A 23,203-nucleotide genomic window follows, 5' to 3' on the forward strand; every position below is an offset into this window, starting at 1 on the left:
CCTCAGTGTGCTTTTCTCTCATCGGCGTATCCTTTCCTGCCTGCGCCAACAGGCAGCCTTTCGTTTTTAGATTCGCGAAAGGGTACGCCTACCTATTTCCTATTTCCACACGCTTTGATCATAGCTCCCATCGGCAAACTCTTTTATTTGGAGAAAAAAATGACCACCGACCTAAACAAAATTCGCATCGACCACATCGGTAGCTTGAGCCGACCGGCAAAACTAAAAGATGTCTTCGTCCGCTTTGACACCAACCAGGCAAGCAAAGAGGAGCTGATCCAAGCTCAAGATCAAGCGATTCGCGATGTCATCCAGAAACAGGAAGCGCACGGGCTTCCCATCGTTACCGACGGCGAGTTTCGCCGCCACAATTTTCAAGAAAGCTTTTCCGAGTGTGTGACGGGCTACGACGTGCCGCAAAATATTTCGACGTACCACTATCACCGCGATTTGAATGAAAACCCTTTCGAGCGTGCCGAGCAAAACTTTGACGAGGCCGGCCCGGCGATCATCACCCGGCGCGGCGTCGTGGCACGCTTGCAGCTGGTGCGCAACTTGCCGCTGGAGGAATACCGCTACGCCCAGAGCGTCGCCACAGTGCCGGCCAAAGTGACGGTTCTCGGGCCCGACCGCATCTCGCAGCGCTTTAAGTGGGAAGCGTCGTTGGATGTTTACAAGGGGCTCGACGATTTCGTCGACGATCTCATCAAGATCGAGCGCAAGATGATTGCGGATCTAGTGGCGGCCGGCTGCAAGTATATCCAGATCGACGCGCCGGGTTACACCGCCTACGTTGACCAGATTTCACTCGGCAGAATGCGTTCGCGCGGCGAAGACCCGGAGCGCAATTTCCAACGTTCCATCGATGCCGACAACGCCGTTATCGAAGGCTTTCCCGGCGTTACCTTCGGCATTCACATCTGCCGCGGCAACGCCCGGACCACCGACCCGAAAACCGGCAAGCTCGTGCCCCAGTGGCACCGCGAAGGCAGCTACGATGCCATTGCCGAAAAACTTTTTAATTCGCTCAAGCATCAGCGCATCTTGTTGGAATACGACAGCGAGCGCGCCGGCGGCTTTGAGCCGCTGCGCTTGGTGCCGAAAGATAAAATCGTCGTGCTGGGCCTGGTGTCGACCAAGGATTCCCAAATGGAGACCGTCGACGGTCTGAAGCGGCGCATCGACCAGGCGAGCCAGTATTTGCCGCTCGGGCAATTGGCGCTCAGCCCCCAATGCGGCTTCGGTGGCATCGACTCGAAGGTGCTGAGCGAAGATGAAATGTGGAAAAAGCTCGACACGATTGTGGAAACAGCAAGGACGACCTGGGGCTAGCAGTAAGCCGGTTGGCAGTGCCAAAACAAAGGTTTTGCGCTAAGAACTATGAACGCCACCCAAACCTTGGCGCGCTACGCGCTAAAGTTGCGCTACCAAGATATTCCGGCAGAAGTGATCGAGCGCGCCAAAGCGTGCATGCTCGATACTCTCGCCGTTTGTTTGTACGGCTCGACAAAACCGTGGAGCAAAACGGTGATCGATTTTGTCGAGCGCGGCGGCTCCAAAGGCGGCGCTTCGGTGCTGGGCACAAAACTCAAAGCCTCGCCTGAGCGCGCGGTGCTGGCCAACGGCACCATGGCGCACGCGTTCGAGCTCGATAACGTGCGTCAACCCGGCTCCGGCGTTCATCCCGGCGCTACTGCCTTCTTACCCGCTTTTGCGATGGCTGAAGCTGTGGGTGCCAACGGCAAAGCGCTGCTCGCGGCGTTTGTCGCCGCCTGCGAAGTGTTGTCGCGCATCGGGGTGGCCGCCGGCAATTCCCTCGAGCGGCGCGGCTTTCATGCGCCAGGGTTAACCGGCACGTTTGGCGCCGCCGTGGCGGCGGGAAAATTGCTGCGCTTGAATGAAAAACAACTCGTCAATGCCCTCGGCATCGCCGGCTCCTACTCGGCTGGCTTGATTGAATTCTCCCAATGTAAAGAAGGCGCGATGATCAAACGGCTCCATCTTGGCAAGGCCGACGAAGGCGGCGTGACCGCCGCACTTTTGGCCCGCAAGGGGTTTGCCGGACCGGAAAGCGTCCTCGAAGGCAAATTTGGTTTTTGCAAAACCTTTTCCGACGCGCCCGATCTCGGCTATCTCACCCATCGTTTAGGCGAGGAGTGGGAGAGCATGAATATTGCCATCAAACGGTGCGCCGTCCATATCAACGCCCACGCGCCGATCGAGGCGCTGGAAGAGCTGCGCCGAGAGATCGGTTTTAAGCCTGACGAGATTCGCGGCATCACCATCGGCAGCATCGAGAAGTTGCTGACCCATCATGCCAACTATGAGCCGGGCGATCTGATGATGGCGCAGTACAGCATTCCTTCTTGTGTCGCGCTGAGCGCCCATTACGATCCGTCAGTGCCGGCCAACATCACCGAGAAGAGGCTCAAGGACAAAAAGATTCTCGCGCTGATGCCGAAGATTCGCCTGGAGGTCGACCACGAGATCGAACAAAGAGGTTGGGACCGCGCCGCTCGGGTGACGGTCGAGCTTAATGGCGGGAAAAAATACTCGAAGTTGGTGATTCATTTTAAAGGCACGCCGCACAATCCGTTTAGCTACGATGAAGTCAGCGCCAAGGCGCGCAAACTGACCCGCGGCATCCTTAACGAACGGCAACTCGGTCGGTTGATCAATTCGGTGCAAAATCTCGAAAAAGTTCCCGATGTCGCCGCACTGGGGACGCAGCTGCGGCGCGCGTCATGATGTGGGCTAGTTGCGATCCTCCGGCCGCAAAGGACTCAGCCACTCTTCGTGGACATCGACCATGATGGTGTCCGTGTCTCGACAGGGCGAGAGTTCGCTTAAGTCGAAACGCACCGTGTAAAGCGGATCGTGCATGCCGCGATGGTCGCGCGGGTTTTCTAGCCGCCCGTGGGCCAAAGCGATCACACCACGCTTGCCGCGGACGTATTTTGGCGTGCGCGGGTTGCCTTTGAGATTTTCCTTGGCGACAACCACGGCGTCGCCGATCTTGAATTTATCGCTCGTCGATTCCATTTCAGTCCGGCCGCACCCGCGGCGCTTCCGCTTCAACATGGTCGGCCTCTCTTCGATGCCGCTGCTCGGGAGTGAGCGCGTAACCGGCGCCAATAAGACTATCGACGGTGACGAGTTTGGCCAATTCGCTTTCTGTCATTCCTTCGGTGCCCGCCGGACGCTGGGGCAAAACGAAATAGCGCACGTCCGAGGTGCTGTCCCACACTTTCATTTCTTTGTCCGTGGGAATTTCCAGGCTGAACATCTCCTGCACGCACTTGCGCGGGTTTTGCACGATGTTGATGCGATAGCTCTCGTGTTTGTACCACCACGGGGTGTCGCCCAGGATGTCGTAGGGATAACAGGAGCAGAGCGTGCAAACGACCATGTTATGAACCTGTTCGGTGTTCTCGACCACGAGAAGCTTGCCAACTTTGCCCTGGTGCACACCGATTTCACGCAGGGCTTCTCGGCCGGTGGTCAACAGCGCTCGCTTGAACTCAGGATCGCTCCACGCTTTGGCGACGATGACTCCGCCGAGCCACGGACGTTCCTCGTGCAACTGTTTCCAGCGCTGCTCTAGTTCAGTGCGCGCCGTCCAGCCGCGCTGGATCAGGCATTGGACGAACATTTCTAACAGTTCCTGATAGTCGGTGAGATCTTTCTCGAGACTCACCATGCGCTCCTCGAGGCTGCCGTGGTGTTCTTTCTTTTTGATCTTAAAAAAACTGTCATAATCGCCGCGCTCCTTGCGGTTGTCTTCGGTGACCACGTCGAGGCTCTCGACGGTGCGCGCCGAAACCAGGGCGATGCCTTTCACGTAATCGTCGAGCCATTCTTCGAGATGGCGCACGCGCGCTTCGAGATTTTTTCCTTGGGGCTTGGGAATCTTGAAAAAGCGGTCCTTCTTTTTCAGGCTGCCGCACATGTTGAGCAAATCGTAGAACGTCACCAGGCCGCGCCGCAAAATGTAGATGAGCCGCGGCTCCAAACGTTTGGTGCGGTAATATTCCAAATCTTCTTCGACCGCTTGAATGTGCGACATGAAATCGTGCATGTGGCCTTCGAAGGGTTTATGTCCGTGCTTTCCTGACATTAGCGATTCTCCTCATTCCATTGAAAAGCGGGCGCGATGCATCGCCGCCTCTACATACGGACGGTTTGCGTCATTTGAAAAACTACGCTCACCACGAAGACACGAAGCACACGAAGTTCGAAGAAACATGTATTTCCTCTAGGGCCTTCGTGTTGAATATTTCCCTTTTAGTGCGTGTCGAAAATCTCTTGATACTGCTTCAGCTTGGCTTTGGTTGCATCGGTTTCCGCCGCTGTTGGCCTTGTCGGATCGGCCGCCAGCGGCAAACAGCCGAGCTTCATCAAGCTTGCCATCAACAACAAGCGCGCTTTTGTCGCGGTCAGATTGTTACCGGCGATGGCTAGCGGATCGCGCGTCGCGTCGACAAAACCACTGGCGTTGCCGCGACCCACTTTTACCACTGGCATGCCGCTGAATGTCGCCCGCTTGAGTGCGGCGTCGACCGAATTGCTCATGGCGCCAAATGGCGCCGAGCCTTCGGCAACGAAGCCGGCCAACGGGGCGTTGCGCAGGTTGTGGTCGATACGCGCTAAAATATCGATTTCGCCGACGGCATCGCCGGATGCGTCCTCTGGCAGATAACGCGCATGCTTGGCGATGGTCACTTTGGGAATCGCCGATGCGAGCAACTTGCCGGTGCCGTCTTTGACCGGAATCTGGCCTCTCAAGCCCTGGACTGCTCCGGGTAATTGCGTCAAGTTCACCGCGGAATTGTAGGTGTGCCGCTTAACCGTGCGAAAAGTAAATTGTGGTGCGCCGGGATGGCCCATTCTGCCGATGATGCCGCCGTGGCCGCCGGTGGCAACGTAGCCGCCCGGCCGTGCGTCGGCCTTTTGGACATCGCGCGCGGTGAAAATTTGCTCATCGAGTATCGCCACCACGCCGATGAAATCGCGGCCGTTCTCGTCGGCCCAAATTCGCGAAGTGATGTAGTCCACCGAGTCGACGATGTTGCGGTCGCCGTCGTTGCCGACGGCGCCGTGGGCGCGCTGCGATGAGTTGCCGACGATGGGCACGGTCGTGTCGATCAACAGATTCAGCCAGTAGGTGGTTTCCTCCACAAACGGGCTGCCCTCCAGCCAAATCGCGCCGGCATAGGCGCCGCTGACCAAGGCTAAATGTACGACGTTGGTCAAGCGCGCGAGCGTCGCCATTGCCGGTTCCTTGCGCAGATAGCCAGGGCGGTACGGAAAAAAATCTCTGCCCCAAATCTCAGGCTCGATATCGCCTTGGCCCTGGTCCGTGCGTTCCGCCGCCTTCCTGCCGCTCATGTAGCCGCCCGACGGCGCGGCGCGGTAAAAATCAAACTCCGCCTTCGACGACAGCAGGCTGCCCCAACCCTTGTCCGACAGGCCCAAGCGATCGATCTCTTCAAAGAGCCGCGAGCCGTCGGGGAAAAATGGCACCCGACATTTTTCCGCCGGGGCACGTTCCTCGGTGCCGTCACCTTCCCAGGCCTGGCCGTTGGCTTGGCGCGCCATATACGGCAGCGGGTAGAGGCCGTCTTCAGGACTGAGCGTCACTTCGTAAATCGGTTTATCGGTGGCGCTGGTGCGCTCTTTGTGGAACTTGCCGGCGCTATCGAGGTAGCCGTCGGGTGGCGCATAGAGCGCCGCTGCATCGCGTTCGAGTGGATGGGCACTGAACTGTTCGATATAAACCGTCACTGGCGCGGCTAGCCGTTGGGCGCGCAGTGGATCGAAGCGCAGCGGCGATCCGTCAGCGTTAGTCTTCAGCGGCAGGCCATGTTTTGTCCGCGCCTTGTTGCTGGTGACCAACGGTTCGCTGTTTTGAATCGTCGCGGTGGGGCCGGAAAAGACGGCGATGCGTGGTTTGGCATCCATGGTCAACCGAAAAGGGCGGGTCTTAGACCCGCCCCTACAACAAACGAGACTATTTCAGTTCGAAAGGAATTTGCTTCGGGCCATAGCCTTGCCAGTACTTGTTGGTTGCGGGATCGTAGCGACCCTGCAAGAATCCGCCGGCTTTCTCGGCGCGGACGATGATCGCCACGGTTCTCTGGTCGCCGCTCTCTTCCGCGTGAATCGCGTAAGGAGGCACCAGATCGATTTTGCCGGCGCCGACTTTGACGTTAACGGTCTTCTTAACTTCGGCGTAGTCCTGCTTCGAGCCATCGTCAAGCCGCTCATATCGTTCGATCGACTCGGTACCGTCGAGCACGCCGTAAAGCGTCCAGTTGTGGGCGTGATCATGAATCGCCGTGCGTGTGTGCGGAGCCTTGATGAGGCCATTGATAACAAATCTATAATCGGGGTCTTCGTAAAAGAGCAGATTCTCCGCGCGGTCGCCGCCCTGTGAGCAATCCGGCCAGTGCCTTGACTGTTCCCGAACCGACGGGTCGGCCAGGAGATCCTGCAGCAACGGCGTCATTTTTCCCCAACGCTTTGCCGGATCGGATTCTTCGGCATGCAATTTACGCGCAGACGAAATAAATTTTTGCACTGCGGACATGGGACCTCCTATCGGTAGCGGGCCGATTCTGTGATTGTTGCTTGAATTATTAGACCGAGCCGGTGCGGCTCGTCAAGCTGGTTCGGTGGATTTCAGGGGCTTCGCATTGGGCTAAAATAACGCAGGGCCCCAGCAATAAGATATTGCTGGGGCCCCGCTCGTTCGAAAGCTAATAGCAGTTACTATGTGCCGTGATCCCAGGAGGAGAGGTACTTGTCCTGCTCGGCGGTAAGCTTATCGATCTTTATGCCCATGGAGCCGAGCTTGAGACCGGCAACCCAGTTCTCAACCGCGGCCGGCACCTCGTAAACTTGCGCTTTGAGATTCTTACGATTCTTGACAGCCCATTCCGAAGCCAGCGCTTGGGTCGCAAAGCTCATATCCATAACTGAAGCGGGATGACCTTCGGCGGCCGCCAGGTTGACCAAACGTCCTTCGCCGATCAAATAAATGCGCCGCCCGTTGGGCATGACGTAGGCGTCGACGAAATTGCGCACGTTCTTGTCAACGCGCTTGGCGAGCTTGGTCAGTGATTTGATATCGATCTCGATATCGAAGTGGCCGGAGTTACAGATCACCGCGCCGTCTTTCATCAGTTTGAGATGCTCGGCGGCGATGACATGCATATCACCGGTGAGGGTAATGAACAGGTCGCCGATTTTGGCCGCCTCTTTCATCGTCATGACTTCGAGGCCGTCCATGGCGGCTTCGAGGGCGCGCACTGGATCGACTTCAGTGACGATCACCTTGCCGCCCATGCCGCGGGCGCGCGCCGCGACACCCTTGCCGCACCAGCCGTAACCGGCAACGACAACGCGTTTGCCGGCGATCAACATATCCGTGGCACGCACCACGCCGTCGATGGTCGATTGGCCGGTGCCGTAGCGGTTATCAAACAAATGTTTGGTCGCGGCGTCGTTGACGGCGATGACCGGAATCTTGAGCGCTTTGTCTTTTTCCAATGCGCGCAGACGGATCACACCCGTGGTCGTCTCTTCCATGCTGGCGACTAGCTCGGGAATCAAATGGGTGTACTGCGTGTGCACCATCGAAACCAGATCGGCGCCGTCATCCATCGTGATGACCGGTTTGTGGTCGAGCGCGGCACGGAGATGTTTATAATAGGTTTTGTTGTCCTCGCCCTTGATAGCGTAGGTGGGAATCTTGTCGTGCTGCACCAAAGACGCCGCGACGTCGTCTTGGGTCGACAGCGGATTGGAAGCGCACAGCACCACGTTGGCGCCGCCGGCTTTGAGTGCCTGGACGAGATTGGCGGTTTCCGCAGTCACATGCAGACAGGCGGAAAAGCGCATGCCTTTGAGCGGCTGTTCTTTGCGAAAACGTTCTTTGACTCTTTGCAAGACGGGCATGTCCTGGCCCGCCCAGAGAATGCGTTTGCGGCCGGTTTCGGCCAACTTCATGTCTTTGACGTCGTAATTCTTCGATGCCATCGGTTAAGGTTCCCTCCAACCGCTTAACTAAATTCCAGCCGCTTTTTTTAGAGCTTCCGCCCGATCGGTCCGTTCCCAAGTGAACAGACCTTTCTCTGCCGCGCGACCGAAATGACCATAGGCTGCAGTCGCGCGATAGATGGGCCGTTTCAGGTCAAGTGTTTGTATAATACCCTTAGGGCTTAGGTCAAAGTTATTCTGAACGATCTTGGCAATCTTGGCTTCGTCAAGCTTACCGGTGCCAAATGTATCCACCAACACGGAGACGGGTTGGGCAACGCCAATGACGTATGCCAATTGCACTTCACAACGGCTTGCGAGTTGCGCTGCAACGATATTTTTTGCCACATAACGGGCCATGTACGCCGCGCTACGATCGACCTTTGATGGGTCTTTGCCAGAAAATGCGCCTCCGCCATGGCGCCCCATGCCGCCGTAGGTATCAACAATGATCTTGCGGCCGGTTAAACCACAATCACCCTGGGGACCGCCGACGACAAACCGGCCGGTAGGATTCACATGAAAGACGGTGTCGTTGTCAAGAAACTTCGCGGGAACAACGGCCTTAATAACGTTGTTAACAATAGTCGATTCGAGTTTATCGTTGCCCACTTCGGGACTATGCTGCGTGGAAATGACCACGTTCTTGATCCTGACCGGCTTGCCATCGCGATACTCTACGGTCACTTGCGATTTACTATCGGGTCTGAGGAAGGGTGCTTCGCCGCCTTTACGCACCTTCGCCAGATACTCCACAAGCTTATGAGCCATTTGAATCGGGAAGGGCATCAGCTCGGGGGTTTCATCGCAAGCATAGCCGAACATCATGCCCTGATCGCCGGCGCCTTGCTCCTTGTGTTTGCCTTCACCTTCCGTGACGCCCTGAGAAATATCCGGCGATTGCTGCTCGACTGCGGTTAGAATCGCGCAGGTGTTGCCGTCAAATCCCATGGCCGAATCGGTGTAGCCGATGTCGCGGACGACCTCACGGACAATGTCGACGTAGCTCACCTTGGCGCGGCTGGTGATTTCACCGGCAACGACGACCATGCCGGTCTTGGCCAGACTTTCACAGGCAACACGGCTGTCGGGATCTCCCGCTAGGTGCGCGTCGAGGATCGCGTCGGAGACTTGATCGCAGAGTTTGTCGGGATGACCTTCGGAGACTGATTCCGAAGTGAAGAGAAAATCTTTGCCTGCCATAAAAGCTACCTCCTGGGCAGTTGTCGATAAAAAAGCAATCTCATTCCTATAACCAATACAAAGGGGGGATTCAACCTACTGATCTTCGTTAAATCTGGCGTCGATCAATTTTTCGATCGCTTTGACGACCCGCTCCGCGTCGTCACCCTGCGCTTCAACGAGAATCGTGCTCCCTTGCGGGCATCCTAGCGTCATTACACCCAAAATACTCCGTCCATCGGCGCTCTGACCTTCGGCCGAAAATGTCACCTGCGATGAAAACTTATTTACCGTTTGCACCAACAAGGCCGAGGCTCGCGCGTGGAGCCCCAGCTTGTTTTTGATTTCAAGCTTTTTGGCAACCTTATTCATGCCGTTACTTGTTGATGTCGCGGTGCTTTACTTGAATGCGGAACTTGTCATCGCCGAGCCGCTGGCGCAGCTCTTCGACCAACACCACGGAGCGGTGCCTGCCACCCGTGCAGCCCAAGGCCAGCGTCAAGCTGCTTTTTCCTTCGCGCTCGTAGAGCGGTAGAGTGAACTCCAAGAGCGCCAGCAGCCGATCAAGAAAGGTGCGCGTGTCATCATTGCTCAAGACGTAATCGCGGACGTCCTGATCGAGGCCGCTATGGTCGCGCAGCTCATTGACAAAATAAGGGTTGGGCAAGAAGCGGACATCGAGAATCAGATCCGTGTCGTGGGGTATGCCGAACTTGTAGCCGAAGGAGCTGAGAAACACGTTCATGCGCCGTGAATAGGGCGCCTGACAAAACTGCTGCTCCATTTCCTGCTTTAGCTGGTGGACGTTGAAGTCGCTCGTGTCGATGATCTTGTCGGCCAAAGCGCGCACGCTTTCGAGCGCCTTGCGCTCGCGCAGGATGCCATCTTGCACGCTACCCATGCCGGCTAGCGGGTGCGGCCGCCGGGTTTCGCTGAAACGACGCAACAGCACGTCATCCGAGGCATCGAAGAACAGCACCAATAGGTGATGGCCGGCGGCCCGCACATCGCTGACCACTTGGGGCAGCGATTGCAGGAAGCGTTCGCCGCGCAGGTCGACGCCTAACGCAATGCGCATGATGTCTTCCTGATAGCCCTGGCAGAGATCGATGAATTTTGGGATTAGCAGCGCCGGCAGATTGTCGACACAGAAAAAACCATTGTCTTCGAGGGCGCGAATGGCGAAGCTCTTGCCTGAACCGGACAGACCCGTGACGATGATAATGTCGAGCTCGCCTGCCATGGCAATCTTAGAACTTGTCGTCCTCTTCAGCGATGATGGCGAACAACTCTTCACGGTTGCCGCCTTTCATCAAGCGCGCGCGAAACGCCGGGTCTTTGAGCAGGCGCGAAATGCGCGCCAAGGCCTTGAGATGATCGGCCGCCGCCCCCTCTGGCGCCACCAGCGCAAAGAAAAGGTGCGTCGGCTCGCCGTCGAGCGAGGCAAAGTCAACGCCGGCCGCGCTGCGCGCAAAAACGCCGACAACGCCCTCGACGCCGGGGAGTTTACCGTGGGGTATGGCGACACCTTCGCCAATCGCCGTGGTGCTGATTTTTTCCCGCTCTTGGAAAACCCGCAAAACCTGCTTTTCGTCAAGCGAACGGTGCTGCGCCACCAGCTGGGCGGCGAGCTCTGCTAATACCGCACCCTTTTCGCGCGCCACCAGCATAGGGATGACAGTGTTCACGGACAAGAAATCGGTGATCTTCACGGCTGCGCCCCTTCGTGGGATTGAGCTTGCTGAGTTTTTCCTTATCCGGCGCTCATCAGACGGCCCGATGATTATTTTCTTAAAAAAGGTTGGCGTCGTTTGGAAGAGGGCAGAATGCCCATCGCCTCACGATATTTGGCGACAGTGCGGCGCGCGATGGTAATCTGATAGGTGGAAAGCTTCTCCGCAATGTGCTGATCGCTGAACGGACGGTTGTGGTCTTCTTGGGCGATGATGGCGCGGATTTTTTCTTTGACGCTTTCGCTGGCAACGTCGCTGCCGCTTTCGGTCTTGACGCTGCTCTGAAAAAAGAATTTTAGCTCGAAAAGCCCCTGCGGCGTGTGCACATATTTGTTGGCCGTCGCCCGGCTTACCGTCGACTCATGCATTTGAATGTCTTCGGCCACATCGCGCAGCACCATCGGTTTTAACTGGCTGACGCCGTGATCGAGAAACTCCTGCTGAAATTTGAAAATACTTTGGGTGACTCGAAACAAGGTTTGCTGGCGCTGCTGAATGCTTTTGATCAGCCACGTTGCGGCGCGCACTTTCTCCTGCAAGTATTGGCGCGCCTGTTCCACGGCTTCGCCCTCTTGGCCCACCATGCGGCTGTATAATGAGCTGACGCGCAGCCGGGGAACACCGTCGTCGTTGAGATAGATGACGTAGTCGTTGCCGATTTTTTCAACAAACACGTCGGGCAGCACGGTGCGAATATCATCCTGCTCATAACCGCGCGACGGTTTGGGCTCCAACGACGTGATGAGATGCGATGCTTCGGCAATCTCATCGATGGAGACGTTCAGCTCGCGCGCCATTTTCTCGTAGCGGCGCGATTCAAGATGGCTCAGATAATCGGCGACAATGCGCGCCGCCAGGCTGTCGGCGAGGTTGAGGCTCTCAAGTTGCTTGAGTAAACACTCGCGCAGGTCGCGCGCCGCAACCCCGACGGGATCGAAAAACTGGATGCGCCTGAGCACGGCTTCGGCTTCCTCCGGCGTGCTTTCGGTCGCGTGACAGATATCTTCCAAGGTCAGTGCGAGCCAGCCATTTTCGTCGAGGTTGCCAATGATGTAAAAGCCGATCCCTTCCTCGCGCTTGGTCATCTTGGAGAGCCGCAGCTGCCAAATCAGATGGTCCTCAAGGGAGGTTTTTTTGGTGAGGCTGTTCTCCCAGGAGGGCGGGCCGTCGCCGTCGTCGGACATCGCTTCTGCCGTAAGCGAGCTATGCATCGAGTTGGTATGGGTGTTGAGATATTCCTGCCAATCTAAAGTGCCAATCTTGTCGACCGCCGATAGCTCGCGATTGATAACGGCTTCGATTTCCGGCTCGGCGCTGGCGGCTTGGGTTTCGACGCGCGGCTGCTCGGCCTCTTCGCTGACGCCTTCCTCCAGGGCCGGGTTCTCTTGCAGTTCGGTGGAAACCATCTCTTGCAGTTCCACCCGCGACAATTGCAGCAGCTTGATCGCCTGCTGCAGCTGCGGCGTCATCACCAGTGCCGTGGTTTGCCTGAGACTGAGTCCCTGTTTAAGCTCGTACGCCATGGTTAAAATCTAAAGCCTTCTCCCAGATAAAACTTTCTTGCCGCTGGGCTCGCCGCGATCTTTTCCGGCGTGCCCTCTTCGAGCACGCTGCCTTCATTGACTATGTAGGCGCGATCGCAGATGCCTAATGTCTCGCGCACGTTGTGGTCCGTGATCAAGATGCCAATGCCGCTGGTGATCAAGCGCCGGATGATCTTTTGAATTTCCGCCACCGCGATCGGGTCGACTCCCGTAAAGGGCTCGTCCAACAACACAAAAAACGGCGACAGCACCAAAGCCCGGGCAATCTCCAAACGCCGACGCTCACCTCCGGATAGAGTTAAAGCCTGGTGCGTCGCCAAGTGGGCGATGCCCAGCATTTTCATCAAGGCTTCACAGCGCTCGCGGCGCTCTTCTGTGCTGAGATCCAGCGTTTCCAAAATCGCGTAGAGGTTATCCGCAACACTCAGTCGGCGAAACACCGACGACTCCTGCGGCAGGTAGCTGATTCCGGACCTTGCTCTCTGATATATCGGCGCTCCCGTCAAATCCTCATCATTGAGCAGCACTTTGCCCTCGTCGGGCTGCACTAGACCGACGATCATGTGAAAAGTCGTGGTCTTTCCCGCCCCGTTGGGACCTAACAGACCGACGATTTCACCCCCTTTGACTTCTAAATTGACTCCATTCACAACTCGCCGGCCATTGTAGGCCTTGGCGACCGCCACCGCCTTGAGCTCGCTCATAGCCTACTTGCTCGCGGCGGAGTCGTCCTTCTTTTGCAGCTCGTCCGGAAAAATCGTTGCCTGCACCCGAACCTTGCCGTCGCTTTCGGTGACCGCACGGTCCTGTTCGATGAAGTACACGATTTTTGTGCCGCTTACTTGGCTGTTGCCCTGACGCATCATCGGGCTCCCCGTCAAAGTGACGGTTTTAGCCTTGTCGTCAAACACCGCTCGTTCGCCGGTGGCCACGCGGGTGCCTTGAGTGGCGTTGACTTTGCCCTCGGCCACAAGCTGCTGCATTTGTTTCATGCCCTCGTCGTAAAAAGCGGTCAGCGTCTCGCTGCGCAGCGTCATATCCGCCTGAATCGTGACGACGCGGCCTTTATAAGTGATGGTGTTTTTCTTTTGATCGACTTCAAGCCAGTCCGAGGTGATGTAGAGCGGGTCCTTCTTGTTGATCTCGAAGGCATTGCCTGACTTCTTCTTGGCCTCTTCCTTGGCTTGGCCTGCGGCGTTGGGCACCGACAACAACACCGGTGCTGCAAGGAATGCGCAAAAAAATATTCTAGCTACGACTAACACGCTGCCCATCTACCCCCCGCTGATTTGGCTGACTTTTGGCTGATTTTTTTTCTTAGAGAGCTTGCCCGGTTCAATCTTGGTCTTAACGTTGCCGAGCAAGCGGACCTTCTTGGTTTCGAGCTCCACTTCCATGCTGGAGCCTTCGGACTCTAGGCCGTCGGTGGCCACCGTGGTACGACGCGGCATAAAAATATGCTGCTTGTCCGGCGAATAGATCGCCTCTTCGGACTTTAGCAGGTAGCCCTTGTAGCTAACCTCGATGGCGCCCGTTAGCTCCATTTTTTGTAATTCTTTCTCATTGAAAAACAGTTTCGCGGTGTTGCCGACCACCTGAGCCGGCTCGCCCTTCTTGTCGTAGTAAGAGAACTTGGGCTTCTTAATCAGCGCCTCTTTCTGTTCCTTGAAGTACTTCGCTTCTTCACCGGAGATCTCCCAGACCTTGCGCCCATCCTCGATCTTGGCGCGGTGAAAGTCGCGCATCTGCAACGACGACTCGGGCAGCTGGTCCAAAATGGCGATGGGATTCTTCTTGATCTCCTGCTTTACGACCTGGACGTTATCATAGACTTTCCAACCAACCCCCCCAAGGGACAAAAAAATCACCACCGCCAGTATGAGCCTGCGGAATTTACGCATAGATTAAGTCGCGAATTGACTCGGAAATACCATTTCCCGATCGCTGTGTAAAGCAATAGGCATGGAATTTGCTAGAATTTGGCCAAGAGCTGCCAAAAACTATCTTAAACACTTCTTAATTGCCGTGTGCCAGAGGTTTTGTGTGTTCAAGAGAAGCTCGGCAATCTCCCTGACCGCGCCGTGTCCGCCGCCGGCCACAGTGACGTAATGAGCAACGTCACTCATCGGCGCACCGGCAACCGGCACGGTAATCGCCAGACCGGCGCACCTGAGAATCGGCACGTCGCCGAGGTCATCGCCGGCATAGGCGATGTGCTCGTCCTGCAAATGTCGCTTGCGCTTGATCTCCTGATAAACGGTAAGCTTGTCGCGGACCCCTTGATAGACCTGAGTCACACCGAGCTCGCGGGCGCGCTGGAGCACGATCTTCGACTTGCGCGCGGTAATAAATCCAACGTCGATGCCGCTGCTTATGAGCAGCGCGATTCCTTGGCCGTCACGCACGTCGAAGCGCTTGGTCTCAACGCCGCGGTCGTCGATGACAATGCCGCCGTCGGTCAAGACTCCATCGACGTCGAGCAACAATAGTCGAACTCGCTTGGCTTTGGCGCGCACCGCGGCGGTGGCGCGCTTCACGGCACGATTCCCGCTTTGATTAGATCGTGCAGATGGATAACCCCGATCGGTCGTTTCGAGCCGTTCTCCAGCACGAAAAGAGATGTGATCGAGTACTGCTCCATGACCGCCACCGCTTCGACCGCAAGTAAGGCAGCCTCCGTAGTCTTTGGACTGCGGGTCATGAGATCGATCGCTTTTAGGCGGAAGATGTCACCTTTGCTCTCAAGGCCACGGCGCAGGTCGCCGTCTGTGATGATGCCGGTTAGCTTGCCCGAGCCATCGACCACTCCGGTTACCCCGAGCCGCTTGGAGGTAATCTCGAACAGCGCCTCTTTGACCGGCGTAGTCTCGTCAACCAGTGGCAGCTCCGTGCCGCGATGCATCAGATCCTCAACGCGCAAGACGAGCTTGCGCCCGAGGATGCCGCCCGGATGACGGCTGGCGAAATCGTCGGCTTTGAAGTCCTTGCGTTCGAGCAGGACAATGGCAAGCGCATCGCCCATCGCCAGCGCGGCCGTCGTGCTCGCCGTCGGCGCCAACCCCAACGGACAGGCCTCCTCCGGCACGCCGACGTTCAAGATCACATCGGAGGCTTTCGCCAAGGTCGATTCAGGATTGCCGGTCATGGCAATGAGCTTCAGCCCGTGCAATTTGAAATGCGGCAGCAGTTTCAAAATCTCTTCGGTTTCGCCGCTGTTGCTGACCGCCAGGACGGCATCGCCTTTCATTACCATACCGAGGTCGCCATGAAGCGCGTCGCCGGCATGTAGAAAAAACGACGGCGTGCCGGTGCTTGCCAAAGTCGCGGCGATCTTATGGCAGATCACGCCCGACTTGCCCATGCCGGTCACGACGACTTTGCCGCGGCAATCAAACAGCAGATCCACCGCGCGGACAAAGCTATCGTCGAGACGCGAGATTAACGCCGCGATTCCTTTGGCCTCAATGTTGAGAACATCTTTGGCGCGCGCAAGTGCAACGGACTTATTCACCGACAGCTACCTTTTGGCGATTTGATCGATTTCTTTGATTAGGCGCAGCAGCGGCTCGAATTGTTCCAACGGCAAGGAGTTGGGGCCGTCGCTCAGCGCCGCGTCAGGGTTTTCATGCACTTCCATGAACAAGGCATCGATTCCTACGGCGATACCGGCACGGGCAAGCGGCGCGATGTAATTGCGATCGCCGCCCGAGGCTTTGCCAAGGCCGCCGGGGAGCTGCAAGCTATGGGTTGCGTCGAAAACCACCGGATAACCGGTCTCGCGCATGACCAAGAGTGAGCGCATGTCCGAGACCAAATTATTATAGCCGAATGAGACGCCGCGCTCGGTCAAGAGAATCTGCTGATTACCGGTGGAGACGATTTTCTCCACGACGTTTTTAATATCCCAGGGCGCGAGAAACTGGCCTTTCTTCACGTTGACCACGCGTCCGGAGCGCGCCACCGCAACGACAAAATCGGTTTGGCGGCAGAGAAACGCCGGAATTTGCAAAATATCGACGACTTCCTTGGCAGCATCGACTTGAGCGCTCTCGTGCACGTCGGTGAGCACCGGCACACCGACGGTTTTTTTAACTTCGGCGAGAATTTCCAATCCTTTGACCAAGCCGGGACCGCGAAACGAATCCACCGCCGAGCGGTTCGCCTTATCGTAGGAAGCCTTAAATATGTAAGGGACACCGACGCGATCCGCCGCCTGCTTCAACAGCGCTGCGTGACGCAGCGCCGAGTCGCGGCTTTCGATCACACAGGGCCCGGCAATCACCGCTGCGGGACCGCCTGCGCCGATGTCGACGTTGCCGACGGTAACTTTTCTCGTGGTCATTGACGGCGGGAATTATCGCATGCTTTCTACGTGCGCGCGACCTTGATGCGCGGCACCTCACGCAGAGTCTGATGATTCTGCATGGCCGCGCGGATGAAGCCTTTAAAAAGCGGGTGGCAATCCATCGGCCGCGACTTGAACTCGGGATGGAATTGGCAGCCCAAAAACCACGGATGGTCCTTCAGTTCCATGATTTCCACCAAGTCGCCGTCCGGCGACATGCCGCTTAGCAGCATGCCCTGCGCGGTAAATGCCTCTTTGTAGGCGTTGTTGAATTCGAAACGGTGGCGGTGGCGCTCGGAAATTCTTTTGCGCCCGTAGAGCCTGAGCGCCAGCGAATCGTCCTGCAGCACACAAGGATAAGTCCCTAGACGCATGGTGCCGCCTTTGGTGTCGACACTCTTCTGCGCTTCCATCAAGTGAATCACCAGATGGGGACTGTTGGGCTCGAATTCCTGCGAGTTGGCTCCGGTGAGTCCACAAACGTTTCTGGCGAATTCGACGGCCGCCATTTGCATGCCCAGACAAATGCCGAAAAACGGCACCTGACGCTCGCGCGCAAAGCGAATCGCCTCGATCTTGCCCTCGCTGCCGCGGTCGCCGAAACCGCCGGGAACCAAGATGCCGTCGGCCTGGCCGAGCAGCTCCTCGGCATCGAGCTCTTCGATTTTTTCCGCTTCGATACAGTCGATCTCGACGTTGATTTCGTTGGCGATGCCGCCGTGGGTGAGCGACTCGAACAGGCTCTTGTACGACTCCTTGAGGCTCATGTATTTGCCGACCACGGCGATTTTGACCGAAGACTTGGGATTGTTCAGGGTCTGAACGACCTTTTGCCATTTCTGCAGGTTGGGCGCGCCGGTCCACATGTGAAGCTTCTCGACAATCTGTGTGTCGAGCCCTTCTTCGTGAAACACCAGCGGCACTTCATAGATCCATTCGACGTCCTTAGCAGTGATCACCGACTCTTCCTTGACGTTACAGAAGCTGGCGATCTTCGATTTGATCTTGCGGTCGAGAAAACGGTCGGTGCGGCACAGCAAAATATCGGGCTGAATGCCCAGGCCCGTCAGCTCCTTGACGCTGTGCTGCGTCGGCTTGGTCTTCAACTCACCGCCGCCGGTGATGTAGGGCACCAAGGTCAGATGAACGTAGAGGACATTTTCCCGCCCCCAATCCCAAGCGAACTGTCGCACCGCTTCGAGAAACGGCAAGCCCTCGATATCGCCGACCGTGCCGCCAACCTCGCCGATGGCGATGTCGTAACCATCGGCAGCGGCGAGGTTGCGCCGTTTGATCTCATCGGTGATGTGCGGGATGACCTGCACGGTGCCGCCGAGATAGTCGCCGCGGCGCTCTTTGGCGATGACGGTTTCGTAGATCTGTCCAGTCGTGCAGTTGTTGATGCGCCCCATCGCAGTCGACACGTAGCGTTCGTAGTGGCCGAGATCCAGATCGGTCTCGGCGCCGTCGTCGGTGACGAAGACTTCGCCATGTTGGAAGGGGCTCATGGTGCCGGGGTCGACGTTGATATACGGGTCCATTTTCAAGATCGTCACCTTCAAGCCGCGCGCTTCGAGCAAGGCGCCGATGGAGGCCGAAGCGAGCCCCTTGCCGAGCGACGAGACCACGCCGCCGGTGACGAAGATGAATTTGGTTTTTACGTTTGCCATGGACTCCTCAGTGCGCGCGCGAGCGCAGATACTCCTCGGCGCGCTTTAGATCTTCGGCCGTATCGACTTCCACCGAACGCTCATCGACCTGGGCAACATGAATTCGATAGCCATGGGCCATCGCGCGCAGCTGCTCGAGGCTTTCGATCTGCTCGAGCGGCGTCGGTCGCAGCCGCGCAAACTTGAGCAAAAACTCGCGCCGGTAGACGTACAGGCCCAAATGGCGATAGCCCCACAGGCGCTCTTCCGAAAACTTGTCGCGGGCGCCCAACTCAACCTGCGCTTCGCGCACGTATGGCACCGGCGCGCGGGTAAAGTATAACGCGAATCCGGCGCGGTCGGTGAGCACCTTGACGATGTTCGGATTGCGCCATTCCTGTTCGTCATAAATCGGATTGCAGACCGTGCCCATCGCTATTTTTCGGTCGCGCCGCAGCGGCCGCACCGCGCGCGTGATTGTGTCTGCATGAATAAACGGCAAATCACCCTGAACGTTGACCAGCAACTCCGCTTTCAGTCTGCGCGCCACTTCCGCTAAGCGGTCCGTGCCGCTGGCAAGATGCTTCGACGTCATGACCGCTTCGCCGCCGAAACTTTTCACCGCCGCTAAAATGCGCTGGTCATCGGTGGCCACCAACACGCGGTCGACAATGCGCGCCTTCGACGCGCTCTCGTAAACATGCTGGATCATCGGCTTACCGCCGATCGCTGCCAACGGTTTCCCCGGTAAACGGGTCGAGCCATAGCGCGCCGGAATGATTGCCACAACCGCCATAGAAACAAAGCTTACGATGCCGAACAGGAATGGACTTGCCCCAGAAATAAAAAACCGTGATGCACCCTTGGGGGAAGCGCATCACGGAATTTGATATTACGCCGAGGGTGAAAGGGTGTCAACGAAGATGAGCCGCGGCGCGCAACTAAAATAAATCCGAAATTTCGCGGGCGGGGTATTAACCCCGCCCGCGACCAAAGGGGATGCTCGGCCCCCTTTGGAAACCCCATTTAGCTATGCCCGCCCTAAGCGGGGGGGGAATATTAGATTCGATTTTTCTAGCCAGCTTGACTTCTTTTCCTCGCTGCATGATAGGAATGGGCCTGAACGGAGACTACTTCATGGCGGATTTAATCAAGATCAACGCCGGTTTCGCCACCATCGGCCAAGGCGCCGGTCCGATGATGGTCACTTGGAAGGCGGGGCTATTTCAAAAACACGGGCTCGACGTCGACCGACCGCCGGTGATGGGCGGCGCCCGCGGTGTGGTGCGCGGTCTCATGTCCGGGGAAATCCAGTTTGGCAACCTGGCCGCGCCGGCGCCGCTGCGCGCCAATCTCAAGGGCGAAGCCGATGTGGTTTTCTTAACCGGCGGCATCAACCAGCAGTTCGTCGTCGCCCGCCCCGGCATCGGCGACCGCAAAGAGTTGGCCGGCAAAAAGATCGGCACCGTGGCCGACGGCGGCATTGGCGATGCGCTGGTGAAATTTATCGTCGATCAGCTCGACAAAACCGGTATCAAAGGACTTCGCGAAGAGCTGATCAAGCCCGGCGCCGAAGCCGAGTTGGAAGCGCTCATGAGCGGCAAAGTCGATTGCGTCGTCGGCACACCGCCGGAATGCATCGAAGCGATCCGCCACGGCTGCAAGTATCTGATCGATTTCGCCGAATACGGTTTCAACTATGCGCTGGGCGGTATCGCCGCGCGCCGCAACTACGTCGAAAAAAATCCTGAGATCACCCGCCAGTTTGTCAAAGCCTACGTCGAAGGCATGCACCGCTATCGCACCGACCGCGAGTTTACCGTCGATGTGCAGGCGGATTACAGCGGCATCAAAGACCGCACCATCGCGGAAGAAACCTACGATCTGACCGTTCCCGGCATGCCGCGGGCGCCCTATCCGGTGGTAAAGTCGCTGCAGGCTTTGCTCGATTTCATGGCCCGCGATCTCGCCGAAGCCCGCGGCGCCGACGCCGGCAAATTCGTCGACGCGCGCTTCATGGGTGAGCTCGAAGACAATGGCTTCATCGCGTCGTTGGGAAAGTAGCCGCATGCACATCATCGCACTGTTTTGCGCATTGATCGGCGCGACACGGGCCAACGCCGCCAGCAGCGACAATTACATTGACGCGGGCAAGCGCGAAGGCGAAGTGGTGTATTATGCGTCGATGAATTTGGCCGAAGCCAATGCGATCATCGCCGAGTTTGAAAAACGCTACCCACCGATCAAAGTAAGACTCAACCGCACCGGCAGTGAAAAGCTGCTAACCCGGGCGCTGACCGAACATCGCGCGAAAAAGACCTGCACCGATATCGTCCAAACCGTCGAGTTCAGCATGCATATTTTCCCGAGAGGCGGGGAATATTAGGATAGAAACGAGCTTGCACAGGCCGTGTGGCTGCAATAAAAATGGCAACAAATAATTCGCTCAAGGGGATGTGCCAATGATCATCGATGCTGACGGTCACTTTTTCGAGACCGAAGAGATGTTCGAAAAATATATGGAGCCGGGGCTGCGCAACTACCGGCCGCGGTTGTTGTCCGACGAAGCCGGCCACAATTTTTGGGTCGTCGACGGCCAGACTGCGTACAAGCGGCCGTCGATCAAAGGCGCCGGCGCGCCGGGAACGGCGGCCCCTCCGGGCAAAGCGCTGCAATCGGCGCGGCGCGCTTCACCGGGCAGTCAGACATTGACCAACACGAAGGAGCGGCTCGCAGACCTCGACCGCGAAGGGATCGACCTGCAATACATCTATCCGAGTTTCTTACTCCATGTGAACGCCTGGCCCGACGGCGTGCTGGCGATGGGCGTCTGCCGCGCCTACAACACCTGGCTCGTCGAAGCCTGCAACAAAGCGCCGGATCGTTTGCAAGCGGTCGGTGTGGTTTCATTGGCGGATGCCGACGGCGCGGCCAAAGAAGTCGAGCGGTTAAAAAACCTGGGCGTCAAAGCGGTGATGATCAACGGCACCACGGGCGCCAAGCGTTTGGACCATCCGGATCATGAACCATTTTTCGCGGCCGCCGATCGCATGAAAATGCCGGTGGCCGTGCATTTCAGCCTGCAGTTTCCGGTGGTCGATAAACTTTTCGAGCATCATTTTCCCAATCGTGTGTTGGCGGGCATTTTGCCGATCATGGCGGGGCTCACCAGCGTGCTTTGCTCGGGCATGCTCGACCGCTACAAAAATCTCAAGTTCGCCTTTCTCGAAGGCGGCATCAGTTGGGTGCCGGCCCATGTCGAGCGCATGGACGATCACTTCGAAAACCCGCGCTATGGCGCCAAGGATCTGATCAGCCAACCGCCGAGCGATTACCTGAAACAGGGTCGGATCTTTTTCGGCTGTGAGGGCAACGAGTCTTTTCTTGGCAAGATCGTCGAGGAGGTCGGCGAAGATCTTTTCTTGTATTCGTCCGACTACCCGCACGCCGATCGCACCGAAGGCACAGCCAAACAACTGCGCGACCGCAGCGACATGAGCGCGCCGACGCGCAAGAAGTTGCTTGAAGAAAACGCCAGGCGGTTCTACGGCTAGGCGCGAGTTTTTCAACACGGAATTCCGACAAAAGGCAGGCCATTGGTGCCTGCCTTCTTGTTTCCACAAGATAGCTTGATTTCCCCCTGCCCAGTCGACTACAATTTTCAGGTCAGGCGTCGGTTGAAGTTGTTTTACGACCGAAAAGGAGGAGTGGAGATGGACCTGCCGAAATGTCAGAAGTGCAATAACGGGGTGTTAATCCCCCTCTCGGATTACGGGCAGGATGGGGCGTCCGTGATGTTCAAAGCCTGGGCGTGCACCAATCCCGATTGTGGTTTTTCGCTGCGCATAGACAAAGGCGAAGTCACCTACGGGAAGAGAATCGAGCCAAAGCACTGAGAGCTTTTCACCGCGACTGAGAATTCGAAGCTACTTTAAGCAACTCGATAGACCTAAGTCGGCATGGCGCGATTGAAGCTCGCGATCGCGCGGCCAAAGAGCTCACAGCCCTTTTTCAAAGCCTCCAAACACTTCTCTTGCGTTGCTGCATCGGTCGCGTAGCGGCTGAGAATTTCCGGCGCGATCCACTCGTGGCCGGCTTCGTCCGCCAAAAGCGTATCGCGATAAATCGACGCGGTCAGCGGATCGATGGGTTCGACTCGCTCGATGAAAGACTTCGATGTGCGCGGAAAAAATTCCTCATGGCCGAACTGTACGCTGGCAATCAATTCACACAACGAACCCAGACCGGCGTGAAAGTCCCACAACTCTTTTAGCTCTGGCAGCGGATCGTTCCACAGCCCATCGGGGTCGCCGTGCAGATCGCTGATGCGTTTGCGCAAGATCGCGGTGTGCCTCAATTCGTTGACAACGTACTCGGACATGGGCTGCTGCAAATCCAAATCGGGAATCTTCCCTACCCACGGTGCCGTCACTTCGGCGGCTTTGCGCTCCATCACGACGCCAAACTGCAAGCGGCGTAGCACGATCGCCGGCGTCAGTGGCTTCTCAGCGCCGTAGCTTTTTCGTTCGGCATTCATTTTTTCCCAGAAAGATTCGCGAATTCCATCTAGCTTCTTGAGAAAATCCTGCGGCTTCAGCGCGTCCATTGTCACCCCTCCGTCGAGTGCGCTTGATTGACTTAAGAATTCATTTGCGTTTTAACAATACAGTATTTTCCTTTTTCAAAAAAGCTGTTTGCGCCAGGGGACAA

At 57.1% G+C, this 23,203-nt stretch carries 25 protein-coding genes; 6 read left to right on the top strand and 19 right to left on the bottom strand.

Annotated elements, in window-relative coordinates; genetic code table 11:
- Window positions 1-159: 159 nt before the first annotated feature.
- Complete coding sequence (locus FJ145_17850; GenBank protein MBM4263280.1) at window positions 160-1,332, top strand: hypothetical protein; 1,173 nt, start codon at window positions 160-162, stop codon at window positions 1,330-1,332.
- 48 nt (window positions 1,333-1,380) lie between these two features.
- The gene (locus FJ145_17855) at window positions 1,381-2,748 is read left to right on the top strand and encodes an MmgE/PrpD family protein (GenBank protein MBM4263281.1); all 1,368 of its coding nucleotides are present in this window, start codon (window positions 1,381-1,383) and stop codon (window positions 2,746-2,748) included.
- A 6-nt stretch (window positions 2,749-2,754) separates the two neighbouring features.
- Here FJ145_17855 and FJ145_17860 read toward each other — a convergent pair whose 3' ends face one another.
- The 18 genes from FJ145_17860 to kdsB all read right to left on the bottom strand — a co-directional run bounded on the left by FJ145_17860 (window position 2,755) and on the right by kdsB (window position 19,289).
- Window positions 2,755-3,081 carry a nitrile hydratase subunit beta gene (locus FJ145_17860; protein MBM4263282.1) on the bottom strand — a complete coding sequence of 109 codons (327 nt, stop codon included), beginning with the start codon at window positions 3,079-3,081 and terminating at the stop codon, window positions 2,755-2,757.
- Complete coding sequence (locus tag FJ145_17865) at window positions 3,044-4,117, bottom strand: hypothetical protein (protein ID MBM4263283.1); 1,074 nt, start codon at window positions 4,115-4,117, stop codon at window positions 3,044-3,046. The genes FJ145_17860 and FJ145_17865 overlap by 38 nt, the downstream gene beginning before the upstream one ends.
- A gap of 167 nt (window positions 4,118-4,284) precedes the next feature.
- Complete coding sequence (locus FJ145_17870; protein MBM4263284.1) at window positions 4,285-5,961, bottom strand: hypothetical protein; 1,677 nt, start codon at window positions 5,959-5,961, stop codon at window positions 4,285-4,287.
- Window positions 5,962-6,010: 49 nt separating this feature from the next.
- Window positions 6,011-6,589, bottom strand: a complete 579-nt coding sequence (locus tag FJ145_17875) for a hypothetical protein (protein ID MBM4263285.1) — start codon at window positions 6,587-6,589, stop codon at window positions 6,011-6,013.
- A 182-nt stretch (window positions 6,590-6,771) separates the two neighbouring features.
- Entirely contained in the window at window positions 6,772-8,040 is a 1,269-nt protein-coding gene (locus tag FJ145_17880) for an adenosylhomocysteinase (protein ID MBM4263286.1), read from the bottom strand.
- Window positions 8,041-8,067: 27 nt separating this feature from the next.
- The gene (locus FJ145_17885; protein MBM4263287.1) at window positions 8,068-9,243 is read right to left on the bottom strand and encodes a methionine adenosyltransferase; all 1,176 of its coding nucleotides are present in this window, start codon (window positions 9,241-9,243) and stop codon (window positions 8,068-8,070) included.
- A 75-nt stretch (window positions 9,244-9,318) separates the two neighbouring features.
- Window positions 9,319-9,594, bottom strand: coding sequence for an HPr family phosphocarrier protein (locus FJ145_17890; protein MBM4263288.1), 276 nt, complete (start codon window positions 9,592-9,594; stop codon window positions 9,319-9,321).
- A gap of 4 nt (window positions 9,595-9,598) precedes the next feature.
- Complete coding sequence (gene rapZ, locus FJ145_17895; GenBank protein MBM4263289.1) at window positions 9,599-10,465, bottom strand: RNase adapter RapZ; 867 nt, start codon at window positions 10,463-10,465, stop codon at window positions 9,599-9,601.
- Between the two features lie 7 nt (window positions 10,466-10,472).
- Window positions 10,473-10,934, bottom strand: a complete 462-nt coding sequence (locus FJ145_17900) for a PTS sugar transporter subunit IIA (GenBank protein ID MBM4263290.1) — start codon at window positions 10,932-10,934, stop codon at window positions 10,473-10,475.
- A gap of 71 nt (window positions 10,935-11,005) precedes the next feature.
- Complete coding sequence (gene rpoN, locus FJ145_17905; GenBank protein ID MBM4263291.1) at window positions 11,006-12,478, bottom strand: RNA polymerase factor sigma-54; 1,473 nt, start codon at window positions 12,476-12,478, stop codon at window positions 11,006-11,008.
- 2 nt (window positions 12,479-12,480) lie between these two features.
- Window positions 12,481-13,203 (bottom strand): LPS export ABC transporter ATP-binding protein, encoded by a 723-nt coding sequence (gene lptB, locus FJ145_17910; protein MBM4263292.1) that lies wholly within the window; start codon window positions 13,201-13,203, stop codon window positions 12,481-12,483.
- Between the two features lie 3 nt (window positions 13,204-13,206).
- Window positions 13,207-13,773 (bottom strand): lipopolysaccharide transport periplasmic protein LptA, encoded by a 567-nt coding sequence (lptA, locus tag FJ145_17915; GenBank protein MBM4263293.1) that lies wholly within the window; start codon window positions 13,771-13,773, stop codon window positions 13,207-13,209.
- Complete coding sequence (gene lptC, locus FJ145_17920; GenBank protein MBM4263294.1) at window positions 13,774-14,400, bottom strand: LPS export ABC transporter periplasmic protein LptC; 627 nt, start codon at window positions 14,398-14,400, stop codon at window positions 13,774-13,776.
- Between the two features lie 99 nt (window positions 14,401-14,499).
- Complete coding sequence (locus FJ145_17925) at window positions 14,500-15,015, bottom strand: phenylphosphate carboxylase subunit delta (protein MBM4263295.1); 516 nt, start codon at window positions 15,013-15,015, stop codon at window positions 14,500-14,502.
- A gap of 17 nt (window positions 15,016-15,032) precedes the next feature.
- Window positions 15,033-16,016, bottom strand: a complete 984-nt coding sequence (locus FJ145_17930; protein ID MBM4263296.1) for a KpsF/GutQ family sugar-phosphate isomerase — start codon at window positions 16,014-16,016, stop codon at window positions 15,033-15,035.
- A complete protein-coding gene (locus FJ145_17935) occupies window positions 16,017-16,841 on the bottom strand; it encodes a 3-deoxy-8-phosphooctulonate synthase (GenBank protein ID MBM4263297.1) in 825 nt (274 codons plus the stop codon). It abuts the gene before it with no gap.
- A 26-nt stretch (window positions 16,842-16,867) separates the two neighbouring features.
- Window positions 16,868-18,514 (bottom strand): CTP synthase, encoded by a 1,647-nt coding sequence (locus FJ145_17940; GenBank protein ID MBM4263298.1) that lies wholly within the window; start codon window positions 18,512-18,514, stop codon window positions 16,868-16,870.
- 7 nt (window positions 18,515-18,521) lie between these two features.
- A complete protein-coding gene (gene kdsB, locus FJ145_17945) occupies window positions 18,522-19,289 on the bottom strand; it encodes a 3-deoxy-manno-octulosonate cytidylyltransferase (protein MBM4263299.1) in 768 nt (255 codons plus the stop codon).
- Between the two features lie 203 nt (window positions 19,290-19,492).
- On the opposite strand from kdsB, the gene FJ145_17950 reads away from it, so the two are divergent.
- From FJ145_17950 to FJ145_17965, 4 genes are all read left to right on the top strand, one after another.
- Complete coding sequence (locus FJ145_17950) at window positions 19,493-20,557, top strand: hypothetical protein (GenBank protein ID MBM4263300.1); 1,065 nt, start codon at window positions 19,493-19,495, stop codon at window positions 20,555-20,557.
- Between the two features lie 4 nt (window positions 20,558-20,561).
- The gene (locus FJ145_17955) at window positions 20,562-20,879 is read left to right on the top strand and encodes a hypothetical protein (protein MBM4263301.1); all 318 of its coding nucleotides are present in this window, start codon (window positions 20,562-20,564) and stop codon (window positions 20,877-20,879) included.
- A 76-nt stretch (window positions 20,880-20,955) separates the two neighbouring features.
- On the top strand, window positions 20,956-22,047 hold the full coding sequence (locus tag FJ145_17960; protein ID MBM4263302.1) for an amidohydrolase: 1,092 nt from the start codon (window positions 20,956-20,958) through the stop codon (window positions 22,045-22,047).
- 159 nt (window positions 22,048-22,206) lie between these two features.
- On the top strand, window positions 22,207-22,389 hold the full coding sequence (locus FJ145_17965) for a hypothetical protein (GenBank protein MBM4263303.1): 183 nt from the start codon (window positions 22,207-22,209) through the stop codon (window positions 22,387-22,389).
- Window positions 22,390-22,442: 53 nt separating this feature from the next.
- Here FJ145_17965 and FJ145_17970 read toward each other — a convergent pair whose 3' ends face one another.
- A complete protein-coding gene (locus FJ145_17970; protein MBM4263304.1) occupies window positions 22,443-23,099 on the bottom strand; it encodes a hypothetical protein in 657 nt (218 codons plus the stop codon).
- Between the last annotated feature and the right edge of the window lie 104 nt (window positions 23,100-23,203).

It is taken from the genome of Deltaproteobacteria bacterium (assembly GCA_016874755.1).
Lineage (GTDB): Bacteria > Desulfobacterota > Binatia > UBA9968 > UBA9968 > DP-20.

Bases quoted from the DNA above. Each gene is read 5' to 3' on its own strand.
- rapZ (MBM4263289.1), bottom strand. From the start codon at position 10,465: ATGGCAGGCGAGCTCGACATTATCATCGTCACGGGTCTGTCCGGTTCA.
- lptC (MBM4263294.1), bottom strand. From the start codon at position 14,400: ATGCGTAAATTCCGCAGGCTCATACTGGCGGTGGTGATTTTTTTGTCC.
- kdsB (MBM4263299.1), bottom strand. From the start codon at position 19,289: ATGGCGGTTGTGGCAATCATTCCGGCGCGCTATGGCTCGACCCGTTTA.
- FJ145_17875 (MBM4263285.1), bottom strand. From the start codon at position 6,589: ATGTCCGCAGTGCAAAAATTTATTTCGTCTGCGCGTAAATTGCATGCC.
- FJ145_17860 (MBM4263282.1), bottom strand. From the start codon at position 3,081: ATGTTGAAGCGGAAGCGCCGCGGGTGCGGCCGGACTGAAATGGAATCG.
- FJ145_17940 (MBM4263298.1), bottom strand. From the start codon at position 18,514: ATGGCAAACGTAAAAACCAAATTCATCTTCGTCACCGGCGGCGTGGTC.
- FJ145_17970 (MBM4263304.1), bottom strand. From the start codon at position 23,099: ATGGACGCGCTGAAGCCGCAGGATTTTCTCAAGAAGCTAGATGGAATT.
- FJ145_17965 (MBM4263303.1), top strand. From the start codon at position 22,207: ATGGACCTGCCGAAATGTCAGAAGTGCAATAACGGGGTGTTAATCCCC.
- FJ145_17870 (MBM4263284.1), bottom strand. From the start codon at position 5,961: ATGGATGCCAAACCACGCATCGCCGTCTTTTCCGGCCCCACCGCGACG.
- FJ145_17890 (MBM4263288.1), bottom strand. From the start codon at position 9,594: ATGAATAAGGTTGCCAAAAAGCTTGAAATCAAAAACAAGCTGGGGCTC.
- FJ145_17880 (MBM4263286.1), bottom strand. From the start codon at position 8,040: ATGGCATCGAAGAATTACGACGTCAAAGACATGAAGTTGGCCGAAACC.
- FJ145_17885 (MBM4263287.1), bottom strand. From the start codon at position 9,243: ATGGCAGGCAAAGATTTTCTCTTCACTTCGGAATCAGTCTCCGAAGGT.
- FJ145_17955 (MBM4263301.1), top strand. From the start codon at position 20,562: ATGCACATCATCGCACTGTTTTGCGCATTGATCGGCGCGACACGGGCC.
- FJ145_17855 (MBM4263281.1), top strand. From the start codon at position 1,381: ATGAACGCCACCCAAACCTTGGCGCGCTACGCGCTAAAGTTGCGCTAC.
- FJ145_17960 (MBM4263302.1), top strand. From the start codon at position 20,956: ATGATCATCGATGCTGACGGTCACTTTTTCGAGACCGAAGAGATGTTC.
- FJ145_17950 (MBM4263300.1), top strand. From the start codon at position 19,493: ATGCTCGGCCCCCTTTGGAAACCCCATTTAGCTATGCCCGCCCTAAGC.
- lptB (MBM4263292.1), bottom strand. From the start codon at position 13,203: ATGAGCGAGCTCAAGGCGGTGGCGGTCGCCAAGGCCTACAATGGCCGG.
- FJ145_17935 (MBM4263297.1), bottom strand. From the start codon at position 16,841: ATGACCACGAGAAAAGTTACCGTCGGCAACGTCGACATCGGCGCAGGC.
- FJ145_17865 (MBM4263283.1), bottom strand. From the start codon at position 4,117: ATGTCAGGAAAGCACGGACATAAACCCTTCGAAGGCCACATGCACGAT.
- lptA (MBM4263293.1), bottom strand. From the start codon at position 13,773: ATGGGCAGCGTGTTAGTCGTAGCTAGAATATTTTTTTGCGCATTCCTT.
- rpoN (MBM4263291.1), bottom strand. From the start codon at position 12,478: ATGGCGTACGAGCTTAAACAGGGACTCAGTCTCAGGCAAACCACGGCA.
- FJ145_17850 (MBM4263280.1), top strand. From the start codon at position 160: ATGACCACCGACCTAAACAAAATTCGCATCGACCACATCGGTAGCTTG.